This is a genomic window from Rhodococcus sp. 05-339-2 (assembly GCF_002258965.1).
GTDB lineage: Bacteria > Actinomycetota > Actinomycetes > Mycobacteriales > Mycobacteriaceae > Rhodococcoides.
The window spans coordinates 57,559-70,925 of the sequence record NZ_NOYW01000020.1; the positions used below are offsets into that span (position 1 = coordinate 57,559).

The window sequence follows — 13,367 nt, forward strand, 5'->3', positions numbered from 1 at the left end:
CGGTTCGTCAGGGGTCTGTGTGGACGAATTGTCACATTATTTCCAGCATCGAGCCATCGATCTCTGATTCGGCTCCCGATTTGAATGTCGGTCCATATGGCCGCACTCTGTGTAGAACACATCGATCCGCGACGAACACGCGCAGGAGGGGTACCGCATGACCACGACCGACACGCTCGATCACGTCACGACCTCGGTCGCGCGACGCGTTCGTCAGGGATACGAAGCCGACTTCGTGGAGTGGACCGATCGCGGGATGGATCTCGTCCGAACCTTTCCCGGTTTTCTCGGTGGCGGTTGGCTGCGCAGTTCCGGCGATTCCAACGACTACCACGTGGTGTATCGCTTCGAGACACACGCCGACCTCGACGCCTGGCTGCGCTCGGATGTCAGGCGCACCTGGCTCGGCACCGGCCGTCCCATCGCCGACGACGTTGCGACACATCGACTCTCCGGTGTGGAGGGATGGTTCGAGCCGCAGTCCAACCTCACCGACGCCGTCCGGGTGATCGGTGGTCCGCCGCCGCGGTGGAAGCAGGCGGTCTCGATCGGGGTTGCCTTCTACGCCGTCAGTCTGCTCGTCAACATCGTTGTGACGCCACACCTGACCGACCTGAACGTGGCCCTGCGTACCGCGCTGGTAGTGCTGATGTGCACGCCGCTGATGGTGTACGTGGTGATGCCGTTCGTCACTGCCCGGCTGCGTCGCTGGCTGGTACCGCGCTCGTAGCCTCGCTTTCGATAGGGTCGAACCCATGCCCGATGCCCCGGTACACGATCAATTCGCCCTCGACGGTGCCTGGAACTTCCGTGATCTCGGCGGTGCGCGCACCACGGACGGGGCGACGGTTCGGCCTGGATTGTTCTATCGCGCTTCCGAATTGAGCGCGCTGTCCGAGAGCGGTCAGCGTTCTGTCGGTGACCTCGGGATCCGCACGGTGTTCGATTTTCGTAGCGGTTCGGAGATCGATCGCAGTGGCGCGGACCGAGTTCCGCCGGGCGTCGAGTCGATCTCGGTTCCCTTCGAGATCGTTCGAGGAGTGCGCGCCCCCCACGAAGCTCCCATGCAGGACGAGCGGAGCCAAGTCGAGTACATGATGCGGGCGTACGCGTCCTTCTCGGCTCTCGACGGGGCATCGCACGCGATCAAGCGGGTGGTCGACGCGATCGTCGAGGGGCGCGGTGGCGTCCTGGTGCACTGCGCAGCGGGCAAGGATCGGGCCGGGTGGACCGTCGCGACGGTGTTGCGGGCGGCCGGTGTCAGCGAGGACGACATCGTCGCGGACTACCTACGCAGCAACGACGGGATCGAGCCCCTACTCGCTCACGTGCGCCGAACCTGGGTGGGGGCGGCCGACACGGAGGTCCGACCCACCGAGGCGATACTGGGAGTTCGCGCGTCCTACCTGGAGCACGGGCTGGACGTCATGAAGTCGACACACGGATCGTTCGACGGGTACCTGACGCACCTGGGTATCGATCGGGACCTCCGGCATCGCCTGACCGCCGCCCTCGTGAACGACTGAGCGGTAGCCTCGCCCCATGCGTATCGGACATACCGCCCCGGATTTCGAGCTACCGGACCATTCCGGGGAACTGCGTGCGCTGACCGACCTGACTGCGTCGGGCCCGGTCGTTCTGTTCTTCTACCCGGCGGCCAACAGCCCCATCTGCACGGCCGAAGCGTGTCATTTCAGGGACTTGGGCACGGAATTCGAGAGATTCGGCGCGCAACGTGTCGGCATCAGTACCGACACCCGAGATCGCAACCAGCATTTCGCGCTGCAGAGGTCGTTCGACTATCCGTTGCTGTCCGACTCCGACGGTGCGGTGGCCGAGCAGTTCGGAGTGCGACGAGGCGGGTGGTTCACCCGGCGGCGTCGGCTTCGTGAGCTCGAACGCGGGCGGGCGCATGCAGCCAACCGTGGGTACCTGCGGCAGCTACTGTCCGTGAAGCGGACGACATTCGTGATCGATCGGAACCGAGTGGTGCGGATGGTGGTGCAGAGCGAACGCGGTCACGTACATGCGACCAAGGCGTTGGAGTACCTGCGCTACCTGTCGTGAAGGGCTGTTCTCGTTATTCGTTCGCGCCGCTGAACAGGGCGGTGTAGACGGCAGGCTTCGATGTTTCGGCGTGCGCATCGGTCGATGCGTCGTCGGGATGGCTGAAGAGCGCCTCGTTCTTGTCCTTGTGTTCCATTCCCCGAGCATGCCCCTGATTCGTGGCAATAGCCACTCGCCGCGCGGGCTGTCCGGGCTCGGCCGGGTGGGATACTGCTCGAGTGCCCGATGAATCCCTGTTCGACGCCCTTCGTCGCGAGCCCGACGCCGAGGCACCCAACCTTCATGCCGTCGACGCAGCGGACCGCCTCGTCCTCGATACCGTCGACGAACTGACCGGAATCGACAGGACCAGGCCGATCGCGGTGATCGGCGACCGGTACGGAGCCCTGACCCTCGGGGCCGCCTCTGTCGGGTTCTCCGCGATACGCGTGCATCAGGACGCCGTCACCGGAGTGCGCGCGCTCGAGCTGAACGCCGCGCGGGTCTCGATGGCCGGGACTTACACCCAGCACGCGCTCGGTGCCGAACTGCTCGACGGTGTCGGCGTGGTGCTGATGCAGTTGCCGCGAGGTCTGGCCGAACTCACCGAGATCGCCGAGCACATCGCCGCACACGCATCGTCGGACGTTCTCGTCCTCGCGGGGGGACGAGACAAGCACATGACCCCGGCGATGAACGACGTCCTGCGGAAGTCGTTCGAGACGGTGACGGCCGGCCGCGGACGACAGAAGGCCCGAGTGCTCACCGCACGCGGGGCGGTGGCGTCGGGAATGACGTATCCGGTGAGCAAGAGGATTGCCGACCTGGACTTGACGGTGGTGGCGCACGGGGCAGTGTTCGCGGGTGCGGGCCTCGACATCGGGACCAGGTATCTGCTCGAGTTCGTTCCGAAGATGCTCCCGCGAGCTCGGGTTGCCGTCGACTTGGGCTGTGGCACAGGAATTCTCGCCACCGAGCTGGCGCGCACCAGGCCCGACCTCGAGGTGATCGCCACCGACCGCTCGTCCGCAGCGATTGCGTCGGCGGCGGCCACGGCCGAGGCCAACGGGACGCGTGTGTCGGTGCTCGCCGACGATGCGATGTCCACGGTCGAATCGGAGTCGGTCGATCTGGTGGTGTGCAACCCGCCGTTCCACGAGGGTGCTGCGGTGCACACGGGCGGCGCGAGCAAGTTGTTTGCGGCGGCGGGCCGCGTGCTGAGGCCGGGAGGACAACTGTGGACGGTGTTCAACACCCATCTGAACTATCGGCGCGAACTGGCCGACGCCGTCGGCCCCACCGACCTGATGGGGCGCAACGGCAAGTTCACCGTTGCTCGCTCGGTGCGTCCGAGCGAGCAACGGTAGACGGTCAGGTGACCGGACCGCCGTCTTCGGGAGCTCCGTCGATCTGTCCTCGGTTGCGTCCGAGGTCCTCGACGAGAGTGCCTTCGACTATTTCGGCCTGACGCTGGCCTTCTGCGTAATCGACGTCCGGATCCTCGTCGGATTCCTCGATGACGTGGTCGACCAGTTCCTCGGTCAACTCGTCGTCGGGGGTCTCGGTGATCGGGCGGTCGAGATCGTCTTCGACGGCGATGTCGGGTTCTTCCTCGCTGAGCTTGAGGTCCAGACTCTCGCCCTCGGCTGCTTCGCGAGCAGTGGTGCCGAAGCTGTTGGCCTCGCTCCAGTGATCGGGGGGATCGACCACGGTGTCACCGTCGTCGTTGCGCACCTCGTCGGAGTCGACGCTCTCGCTGGGGTCCAAGGTCTGGTCGGGTCCGTCTTCGATTGCCATTTCCTCATAGTGCCCGTTTCGATTCGGTGTCACACACGCCGTCGTCTCCGCGTGTCGAGCCCCCACCCGGTAGAGTCCGATTTGTCCGTCGTAGAAGTTCTCCTCCTGGGAACTTTTGTCCGGATGTCAGACGTTCTACTGATGACCGACGGGGAGATCCCCGGTGGGGATCAGAACTTACGAAGGGAAGAGACACGGTGCGCACCTCCAGCAACCCGGTGTTCCGCAACCTGCCCAAGCAGCAGGGCGGCGGCTACGCCACATTCGGATCTGCGACGGCTGGAGCCTCGCAGGCCGCCACCTTCGGCCAGCATCCCGGAACGCAGGCCGACCCGTACACCACCCAGCCCGCACAGCGGGCCATGACCATCGACGACGTGGTCACCAAGACCGGCATCACCCTCGGTGTGCTGAGCGTCACGGCGATCATCTCGTACCTGCTGGTCTCCAACAACACCGCGTTGGCCGCTCCGTTCGTCATCGGCGGTGGCTTGATCGGCTTCGGCCTGGTCATGTTCGCGACCTTCGGTCGCAAGATGGACAACAAGGCCATCGTCCTCGCCTACGCCGCAGCGGAAGGCGTGTTCCTCGGCGCACTGTCGCTGATGTTCACCGGTGTCGCGTTCGGTGGGGTCGGCGGATCGGCCCTCATCGGTCAGGCCGTCCTCGGCACGTTCGGCGTGTTCTTCGGCATGCTGATCGTCTACAAAACCGGCGCGATTCGCGTCACCCCGCGCCTGACCCGCATGGTCGTCGGTGCCCTCATCGGTGTCGTCGTCCTCATGCTCGGAAACCTCGTCGCCAGCTTCTTCATGGAGGACGGTTTCGGTCTTCGTTCCGGCGGACCGCTGGCCATCATCTTCAGCCTCGTCTGCATCGGCATCGCCGCGTTCAGCTTCCTGCTCGACTTCGACCAGGCCGATCAGCTGATCCGCGCACAGGCACCGGAGAAGGCAGCCTGGGGCGTCGCCCTCGGTCTGACCATCACGTTGGTCTGGCTGTACGTCGAGATCCTGCGACTGCTGAGCTACTTCCAGAACGACTAGTACTCACGAGAAAAGCCCCGCCACTCCTTCGGGAGAGGCGGGGCTTTTCTCGTTGTGCTGTCTCGGATCAGCTGAGACGTTCCAGCACCATGGCCATGCCCATGCCGCCGCCGACGCACATGGTCTCGACGCCGAACGTCTTGTCGTGTGTCGTCAGGTTGTTGAGCAGCGTGGTGGTGATGCGTGCACCGGTCATACCGAACGGGTGCCCGATGGCGATGGCACCGCCGGAGACGTTGAGCTTGTCCTCTTCGATGCCGAGGTCGCGTGCCGATCCCAGGACCTGCACCGCGAAGGCCTCGTTGATCTCGAACAGGTCGATGTCGGAGATCGACATGCCCGCGATCTTCAGCGCCTTGCGGGTGGCCTCGATCGGTCCGAGGCCCATGATCTCGGGAGAGGTGCCGGTGACGCCGGTGGAGACGATGCGCGCCAGCGGGGTCAGGCCCAGTTCCTTGGCCTTGGTGTCGCTCATGATGACGAGCGCTGCTGCGCCGTCGTTCAGCGGGCAGGCGTTGCCGGCAGTGATCGTGCCGTTGGGTCGGAAGACCGGCTTGAGCTGGCTGATCTTCTCGTACGTGGTGCCGGCGCGAGGGCCGTCGTCGGTGCTGACCACGGTGCCGTCGGCGAGGGTCACCGGGGTGATCTCCCGCTCGAAGAATCCGGCGTTGATGGCCTCTTCGGCGCGGTTCTGGCTGCGCACGCCCCAGTGGTCCTGGTCCTCGCGGGTGATGCCGGTCAGAAGCGCGACGTTCTCGGCCGTCTGGCCCATCGCGATGTACGCGTCGGGCAGTTCGCCGTTCTCGCGGGGGTCGGTCCAGCTGTCCGCGCCCTCTTCCTGTGCCTTCTTGGTACGGGCCTCGGCGTCGGCGAAGATCGGGTTGTGGCTCTCGGGGAGCGAGTCGGAGCTGCCGTGAACGAAGCTGGACACGCTCTCGACACCGGCCGAGATGAACACGTCACCTTCGCCCGCCTTGATCGCGTGCAGCGCCATGCGGGTGGTCTGCAGCGAGGACGAACAGTATCGCGTGATCGTCGTTCCGGGCAGGGAGTCGTAGCCTAGCTGAACCGCGACGATGCGAGCGAGGTTGTTGCCCTGCATGCCGCCGGGCAGTCCGCAGCCCAGAAGCAGGTCGTCGATGTCCTTCGGGTCGAGCGAGGGCACCTTGGCCAGCGCAGCGGCGACCATCTGAGCGGTGAGGTCGTCGGGGCGAATGTCCTTGAGCGACCCCTTCATCGCCCTGCCGATCGGTGAGCGCGCGGTGGCGACGATGACTGCCTCTGGCATGAGATCTCCTTCGAATCGATACTGCGTACCTGCTTTGCTACCGCCGGGTAGGCGATATCTCCTGACCGAACTTACAACCCCGCCGAATCGGCGCTGCCGCGACGTACGAGATCCTCCGACGCAGTGGTGATCTCGGCGTCGAGTTCTGCTGTTCGCCGGCGCAGAAATCGGTCGAGGGCTGCGGTGGCACGGGGGATCGGCTTGCGCGATTCGACGGCAGCAGACACCGTCGGCAGTTCGGGCAGCGGACCACCGTGCCACACGCCGAGGGCGGAGGCGAGCACCGGCAGAATCTGCTGTGCGGCAAGCTCGTAGCCGGCCGCCGATGGATGGAAGCGGTCCGCCGAGAACATGGTGTCGGGGGCCGCCAGGAACTCGGGAGCCAGCAGATCGGCCAGGGCCACCGGATGCCCGCCCGCGCTGAGCGAGCGGGCAGTCTGGGCGTGGGCGAGGCGGCGACCCCAATTGCGGACGACGGTACGCAGCGGCTGCGGAATGGCCGTTACGACACCGAGATCGGGGCACGTACCCACGGCGACGACGCAGCCCTTGGCGGTGAGCCGCTCCACCGCGTCGCCCAGTCGGGCCGCCGAAGCCGGAATGGAGAACTTCTTGGTGACGTCGTTGGCACCGATGAAGATGACCGCGGCGTCGGGAGGGGGACCTGCGACGAACATGGCGTCGACCTGGCCTTCGAGTCCCTTGGATGTGGCACCGGCAATTGCCTTGGTGCTCAAGCGAATTCGTTGGCCTGTTTCCTCCGCCAATCCTCTGGCCAGCAGAACGCCGGGAACCTCGTCGGCGACGGTGCAGCCGACGCCTGCCGCGGTGGAGTCGCCGAAGATCATCAGATGAATATCTGCTGAACTTCCCAATCGCCACCGTTCCGGGGCCACGCAGCCCGCTGTGTAGACGCCGTCCGCCTCCGGTGGTTTGGCCGTGGTGCGCCCGATGACGCCACGCGCCGCAGCGGCCTGCGCCATCAGATGTCGGTACGCGGCCCAGGACGCCGTCCCTGCTCCCGAGCCTGCCAGCACTGTCGCGGCGCTCGCTTTCGCAGCGGTACGCCATCCGCTCGCCGTCACAGATCGATCCCTCTCCTCATGCCTTCCTCACCATCGTATGCGGGTGTCGACGGCCGTGACCGAGAGTCGAATACCTGCATCTGGGAAGATGGAGCAATGCGCATCGCACAGCACATCACCGAACTCATCGGCAACACCCCGTTGGTGAAGTTGTCCACCGTCATCGGCGACGGCGCCGGCACTGTCGCGGCCAAGATCGAATACCTCAACCCGGGTGGTTCGTCCAAGGACCGCATCGCCGTCAAGATGATCGACGCGGCCGAGGCGTCCGGCGAACTGAAGCCCGGCGGCACCATCGTCGAACCCACGTCCGGCAACACCGGCGTCGGTCTCGCACTGGTCGCGCAGCAGCGTGGCTACAAGTGTGTGTTCGTGTGCCCCGACAAGGTCGGTGAGGACAAGCGCAACGTGCTGCGCGCGTACGGAGCCGAGGTCGTCGTCTGCCCCACGGCCGTCGCGCCCGAGGACCCCAACAGCTACTACAGCGTCTCGGATCGACTCGTTCGCGAGATCGAGGGAGCCTGGAAGCCCAACCAGTACTCCAACCCGGCGGGCCCGGCCAGCCACTACGAGACCACCGGTCCCGAGATCTGGGCCGACACCGACGGCAAGATCACCCACTTCGTCGCAGGCGTCGGCACCGGCGGCACCATCTCCGGCACCGGCAAGTACCTCAAGGAGGTCTCCGGCGGCAAGGTCAAGGTCATCGGCGTCGACCCCGAGGGCTCGGTGTACTCCGGAGGTACGGGCCGCCCGTACCTCGTCGAGGGCGTCGGCGAGGACTTCTGGCCGACCGCCTACGACCCGTCCATCCCGGACGAGATCATCGCGGTCTCCGATGCCGATTCGTTCGACATGACCCGTCGCCTCGCACGGGAGGAGGGCCTGCTGGTCGGGGGCTCGTGCGGCATGGCTGCTGTCGCTGCTATCCAGGTCGCCGAGCGTGAAGGTCCCGACGCGCTGGTCGTCGTGCTGCTGCCCGACGGCGGACGCGGCTACCTGGCCAAGATCTTCAATGATTCCTGGATGTCCTCGTACGGATTCCTGCGTTCACGCCTGGACGGCACCACCGAGGAGACCTCCGTCGGTGCAGTGCTGCGCGGCAAGTCCGGCGCGCTCCCGGACCTGGTGCACACCCACCCGTCGGAAACCGTGCGTGACGCCATCGAGATCCTGCGCGAGTACGGCGTCTCGCAGATGCCCGTGGTCGGTGCCGAGCCGCCCGTCATGGCAGGCGAGGTTGCCGGCAGCGTCACCGAGCGCGACCTGCTGAGCGCCGTGTTCGAGGGACGGGCCGCGTTGGCCGACCCCGTCGCCAAGCACATGAGCGCGCCGTTCCCGCTGATCGGTGCCGGAGAGACTGTCTCCGACGCCACCAAGGCACTCGGCGAATCCGATGCGCTGATGGTCGTCGAGGAAGGCAAGCCCGTCGGCGTCATCACCCGCCACGATCTGCTCGGATTTCTCAGCAAGGGCGCATAGCGGCAGTGGTGCGGTCGAGCGCCCCAGGAGGCACTCGACCGCACCACTGCGCGTCAGCGCACCGCGCTGGTGCCGGTGAGCGCCTGTCCGATCACGAGCTGATGAACCTCGGACGTGCCCTCGTAGGTGAGGACCGATTCGAGGTTGTTGGCGTGTCGGAGCACCGGGTATTCCAGCGTGATTCCGTTGGCGGCCAGGATCGTTCGGCATTCACGAGCAATCTTGATCGCTTCGCGCACGTTGTTGAGCTTGCCGAGGGACACTCGCTCACCCGGTAGCTGACCCTTGTCCTTCAGTCGGCCCAGGTGCAGCGCGAGCAGCTGACCCTTGCCGAGTTCGAGGGCCATGTTGGCGAGCTTGGCCTGGGTGAGTTGGTACCCGGCCAGCGGCTTGTCGAACACCGCGCGGGTCTTCGAGTACTCGATCGCCGACTCGATGCAATCCCGCGCCGCGCCCATGGCACCGAAGACGATGCCGAAGCGGGCCTCGTTCAGGCAACTCAACGGGCCGCTCAGGCCGCGGGCTTCGGGCAGCATCGCGTCGGCAGGAAGCCGGACGTCGTCGAACACCAACTCGCCGGTTATCGACGCGCGGAGCGAGAGCTTCTTCTTGACCGTGTTGGCGGTGAATCCGGGGGTGTCCGTGGGGACGACGAAACCCCTGACCTTGTCGTCGGTCTGGGCCCATACGACGGCGACGTCGGCGACCGGCCCGTTGGTGATCCACATCTTGCTGCCGTTGAGGATCCAGTCGTCACCGTCGCGCTTGGCGCGGGTGAGCATGCCTCCTGGGTTCGATCCGAAGTCGGCCTCGGTGAGCCCGAAGCAACCGATCAGCGATCCCTCTGCCATGCCCGGTAGCCATTGCTGCTTCTGCTCCTCGGAGCCGTACTTCCAGATGGCGAACATCGCGAGTGAGCCCTGCACCGAGACCAGCGATCGAATGCCGGAGTCGATCGCCTCGAGCTCGAGGCAGGCCAGGCCGTACGCCGTCGCGGAGGTTCCGGCGCAGCCGTAGCCCTCGAGATGCATGCCCAGCAACCCGAGCGAGCCCAGTTCCTTGGCCAGTTCACGGGCCGGCACAGTGCCGTCGTCGAACCAGTCGGCGATGTGTGGACGGATGCGCTCGTTGCCGAACTTGCGGACGGTGTCTCGGATCTGACGCTCTTCGTCGTCGAGGAGTGAATCGATCGCGAACAGTTCGTCGACGCTCTGGGAGTTGGCCACGGTGCCTCTTTCCGCTGGGGGTTGTCTTCGCAGGTTACCCACGACCCCGCCGGGCGACGCAGGCCGATTAGGGTGGAGGGCATGAGTGAGCAGCGCAGCAAGGCAGACAACACCTCCTGGCAGGGCTTTTCCACGAAGGCGGTGCACGCAGGCTACGAGCCGGATCCGCTGACCGGCGCGGTGAACGTGCCGATCTACGCCAGCTCCACCTTCGCTCAGGACGGCGTCGGCGGTATGCGCAGCGGTTTCGAGTACGCGCGCACCGGCAACCCGACGCGTCGGCCGCTCGAAGCCAACCTGGCGGCCATCGAGTCCGGCACCTACGGGCGCGCGTTCTCCTCGGGCATGGCGGCGACGGACTGCCTGCTCCGCTCGGCTCTTCGCCCCGGTGACCACCTCGTCATCCCCAACGACGCCTACGGCGGCACGTACCGATTGATCGACAAGGTCTTCACCCAGTGGGGCATCGAGTACTCGGTGGCTGCGGTGTCGGATGTCGACGAGGTCCGCGCGGCGATGCGCCCGAACACCAAGCTGGTCTGGGTCGAGACGCCCACCAACCCGTTGCTCAACGTCGGTGACATCGAGGCGCTCTCGGGCGTCGCGCACGAGGGCGGGGCCAAGCTGGTCGTCGACAACACGTTCGCGTCCCCGTACCTGCAGCAGCCCCTGAGCCTCGGTGCCGACGTGGTGCTGCACTCGACCACCAAGTACATCGGCGGACACTCCGATGTCGTCGGCGGCGCACTGGTGACCGACAGTGAAGAGCTCGATACGGCGTTCGCGTTCCTGCAGAACGGCGCGGGCGGTGTTCCGGGACCGTTCGACGCGTTCCTGACCTTGCGCGGCATCAAGACTCTCGCGCTGCGGATGGAGCGACACAGCGACAACGCCGAGAAGATCGTGGAATTCCTCGAGGGGCATCCGGCCATTTCGCAGGTCATCTATCCCGGACTCGAATCGCACCCGTCTCATGCGGTCGCGGCGAAGCAGATGCGACGGTTCGGCGGCATGGTGTCGGTGCGGCTGGCCGGCGGCAAGCAGGCTGCACTCGACTTCTGCGCGAAGACCGAGATCTTCACCCTGGCGGAGTCCTTGGGCGGCGTCGAGTCGCTGATCGAACATCCCGGCGCGATGACCCACGCTTCGACGGCCGGTTCGTTGCTCGAGGTACCCGACGATCTCGTGCGGCTGTCGGTCGGTATCGAGGACGGCGCCGACCTGGTCGGCGACGTCGAGCAAGCATTGGCATGATCGTCGCACTGATCGACTCGGGCCTGGGGATGCTCCCTACGGCTGCGCGGCTTCGCCAGGTGCGTCCCGAGCTCGATCTGGTGCTGATGATGGATCCCGACAACGCTCCCTGGGGACCCAAACCGGATCGGTGGGTGATCGACCGGGTGGTCGCCACCGCCGAGCACGCCGTCGATCTCGGTGCCGAGGTGGTCGTGCTTCCGTGCAACACCGCCAGCGTGACGGCGCTGAGCCACGTTCGGGCCGCGCTCGGTGCCACGATCCCGGTGGTGGGTACCGTCCCGGCGATCAAACCCGCTGCGGCGCAGAGTGATCGGATTGCGATCTGGGCAACGGCAGCAACGACGGCCAGTGCCTATCAAGCGCGGTTGATCGAGGAGTTCGCCTCGCATCGGACGGTGACGAGCGTGGCCTGCCACGGTCTGGCGGATTCGATCGACCGCGGAGACGAGCGGGGGATCAGCGCTGCGATCGCCGCCGCCGTGGCTGCCACTCCCGACGACGTCCAGTCGGTCGTGCTGGGGTGCACGCACTACCCGCTGGTGCGGGGCGAGATCGTTGCGCAGCTGCCCACCGAGGTGACGATGTTCGACAGCGCCGAGGCCGTGGCCAATCAGACCGTCCGACGCGTCGACGAGGTCGGCTCGAGCGGTTCGGGTACCGGCCGCGTCTCGGTGTGGCTCAGCGGAATCGAGGGCGGGTTGCCTGCGAGCGCGCAGCGGTATCCCGAAGGAAAGCTGCTACTCGACGACCTGCGAGCAGAGCAGCACTGACCCGTCGGGGAATGCAGGACGCTCTCGAGCGTTGTCTTTCACTGAGCTAACGGTCACTGCGGTGAAGGGAAACACATGGTCGGCGTCGAAGTGCGCGGTAGCGCCGGAAGGACTGCGGCGAGGATGCCGCATCGATACGCCTTCTGGGTGGTGGGCGTTGCCTTCATCGTGCTGATGGCGTCGTCGGCAGCACCGTCTCCGCTGTATCCGGTGTACCAGCAGTCGTGGGGATTCAGCGCGATCACACTCACGCTCATCTTCGCCGTCTACGCGGTGGCGCTCCTGGCGACGCTGCTCACCGTCGGCAGCCTGTCGGACCACATCGGTCGTAAGCCGATTCTGATTGCGTCGCTGCTGATGCTCGTGGTGAGCCTGGTGCTGTTCATCGTCTCCGACAGCGTGCCGCTCCTCATCGCCGCTCGCGTGGTGCAGGGGATTGCTGCAGGCGCGGCCACGGGTGCGATGAGTGCGGCCATCATCGATCTTCAGCCCGACGTGTCCACCGGGCCGCTGCTCAACAGCGTGGCACCTTCGTTCGGACTGGCGGCAGGGGCGCTCGGTGCCGGGTTGCTGGTGCAGTTGGCTCCGGCACCGGAGATCCTCGTGTTCGTTCTGTTGATCGGCGCGGCGCTCGTCCTCGCGGTGGCGCTGCTGTTCGTCCCCGAGACATCGGCGTTGCGCGGCTTCGATTCCCGACGCCACCTCGCGTCGACCCTGCTGCCGAGAATGTCGATCCCGAAGTCGGTGCGGGCACCGTTCCTTCTCATCGCTCCCGCCCTGTTCGCCACGTGGTCTCTCGGTGGTTTCCACCTCTCGCTCGGTCCGTCCATCATCGGCACTGTCTTCGGTGTCGACAACCACATCGTGGGCGGATTGGAGATCTTCGCACTGTTCGGCTCCGGTTCGATAGCAGCTGCCGTGGTGCGCAACGGATTTCCTCGCAGGGTGATGATGATCGGCGCTTCCGTGCTCGCGATCGGTGTGGCGCTGACCTTGGTATCGGTCGAGATCGGCTCGATCGGGCTGTACTTCGTCGGGGCTGTCATCGCCGGGTCGGGTTGGGGAGCAACTTTTCTCGGCGCAATGCGCACGCTCGGTGCCCTGGTTCCCGCAGCGGAGCGAGGCGGGGTGTTCGCCACGACGTTCGTCATCAGCTACCTCGCCTTCAGCGTGCCCGCCGTGGTCGCCGGTCTGTCGGTGCATCGGCTGGGGTTGAGCACGACGGTGGAGGTGTACGGCGCGTTCGTCATCGCGATGGCGTTGTTCTCGGTTCTCGGATTCTCGCTGGCGCAGCGCCGAGATCGGTAGTGCGCCAGAGTCTGTGGTTCTTCCTCTGCCGAGGGTGAGCGAGTACTCCTACCCGATCGGGT

At 65.9% G+C, this 13,367-nt stretch carries 14 protein-coding genes; 9 read left to right on the forward strand and 5 right to left on the reverse strand.

What is annotated here, in order from left to right; translation table 11 throughout:
* The first annotated feature begins 157 nt into the window (after positions 1-157).
* Genes CH273_RS23100 through CH273_RS23110 form a run of 3 tightly spaced genes read left to right on the forward strand, consistent with a single transcriptional unit; the run spans position 158 to position 2,067 of the window.
* Positions 158-730 carry an antibiotic biosynthesis monooxygenase gene (locus CH273_RS23100; RefSeq protein ID WP_032397593.1) on the forward strand — a complete coding sequence of 191 codons (573 nt, stop codon included), beginning with the start codon at positions 158-160 and terminating at the stop codon, positions 728-730.
* A 25-nt stretch (positions 731-755) separates the two neighbouring features.
* Positions 756-1,526, forward strand: a complete 771-nt coding sequence (locus tag CH273_RS23105) for a tyrosine-protein phosphatase (RefSeq protein WP_032397592.1) — start codon at positions 756-758, stop codon at positions 1,524-1,526.
* A gap of 16 nt (positions 1,527-1,542) precedes the next feature.
* Complete coding sequence (locus tag CH273_RS23110; protein WP_032397591.1) at positions 1,543-2,067, forward strand: peroxiredoxin; 525 nt, start codon at positions 1,543-1,545, stop codon at positions 2,065-2,067.
* Between the two features lie 13 nt (positions 2,068-2,080).
* Here CH273_RS23110 and CH273_RS28305 read toward each other — a convergent pair whose 3' ends face one another.
* Entirely contained in the window at positions 2,081-2,203 is a 123-nt protein-coding gene (locus tag CH273_RS28305) for a hypothetical protein (protein ID WP_254923930.1), read from the reverse strand.
* An 82-nt stretch (positions 2,204-2,285) separates the two neighbouring features.
* Between CH273_RS28305 and CH273_RS23115 the strand changes: the two genes are divergently transcribed.
* Complete coding sequence (locus CH273_RS23115; RefSeq protein WP_032397590.1) at positions 2,286-3,413, forward strand: class I SAM-dependent methyltransferase; 1,128 nt, start codon at positions 2,286-2,288, stop codon at positions 3,411-3,413.
* Positions 3,414-3,417: 4 nt separating this feature from the next.
* Here the strand turns inward: CH273_RS23115 and CH273_RS23120 are convergent, their stop codons facing one another.
* Entirely contained in the window at positions 3,418-3,843 is a 426-nt protein-coding gene (locus CH273_RS23120; RefSeq protein WP_032397589.1) for a hypothetical protein, read from the reverse strand.
* 197 nt (positions 3,844-4,040) lie between these two features.
* On the opposite strand from CH273_RS23120, the gene CH273_RS23125 reads away from it, so the two are divergent.
* A complete protein-coding gene (locus CH273_RS23125; RefSeq protein ID WP_032397588.1) occupies positions 4,041-4,889 on the forward strand; it encodes a Bax inhibitor-1/YccA family protein in 849 nt (282 codons plus the stop codon).
* 67 nt (positions 4,890-4,956) lie between these two features.
* Here CH273_RS23125 and CH273_RS23130 read toward each other — a convergent pair whose 3' ends face one another.
* Together CH273_RS23130 and CH273_RS23135 are read right to left on the reverse strand one after the other, a co-directional pair.
* Complete coding sequence (locus CH273_RS23130) at positions 4,957-6,177, reverse strand: acetyl-CoA C-acetyltransferase (protein WP_032397587.1); 1,221 nt, start codon at positions 6,175-6,177, stop codon at positions 4,957-4,959.
* A gap of 71 nt (positions 6,178-6,248) precedes the next feature.
* A complete protein-coding gene (locus CH273_RS23135) occupies positions 6,249-7,262 on the reverse strand; it encodes an SGNH/GDSL hydrolase family protein (protein ID WP_032397586.1) in 1,014 nt (337 codons plus the stop codon).
* Between the two features lie 96 nt (positions 7,263-7,358).
* Between CH273_RS23135 and CH273_RS23140 the strand changes: the two genes are divergently transcribed.
* Positions 7,359-8,744, forward strand: coding sequence for a cystathionine beta-synthase (locus CH273_RS23140; RefSeq protein ID WP_032397585.1), 1,386 nt, complete (start codon positions 7,359-7,361; stop codon positions 8,742-8,744).
* Between the two features lie 53 nt (positions 8,745-8,797).
* On the opposite strand, the gene CH273_RS23145 is transcribed toward CH273_RS23140, so the two are convergent.
* Complete coding sequence (locus tag CH273_RS23145; RefSeq protein ID WP_032397584.1) at positions 8,798-9,970, reverse strand: acyl-CoA dehydrogenase family protein; 1,173 nt, start codon at positions 9,968-9,970, stop codon at positions 8,798-8,800.
* Positions 9,971-10,051: 81 nt separating this feature from the next.
* Here CH273_RS23145 and CH273_RS23150 point away from each other — a divergent pair, with 81 nt between their 5' ends.
* From CH273_RS23150 to CH273_RS23160, 3 genes are all read left to right on the forward strand, one after another.
* The gene (locus CH273_RS23150) at positions 10,052-11,224 is read left to right on the forward strand and encodes a cystathionine gamma-synthase (protein ID WP_032397583.1); all 1,173 of its coding nucleotides are present in this window, start codon (positions 10,052-10,054) and stop codon (positions 11,222-11,224) included.
* Positions 11,221-11,997, forward strand: coding sequence for a glutamate racemase (locus CH273_RS23155; protein ID WP_032397582.1), 777 nt, complete (start codon positions 11,221-11,223; stop codon positions 11,995-11,997). The genes CH273_RS23150 and CH273_RS23155 overlap by 4 nt, the downstream gene beginning before the upstream one ends.
* Positions 11,998-12,072: 75 nt before the next feature.
* The gene (locus CH273_RS23160) at positions 12,073-13,305 is read left to right on the forward strand and encodes an MFS transporter (protein WP_032397581.1); all 1,233 of its coding nucleotides are present in this window, start codon (positions 12,073-12,075) and stop codon (positions 13,303-13,305) included.
* The last annotated feature ends 62 nt before the right edge of the window (positions 13,306-13,367 follow it).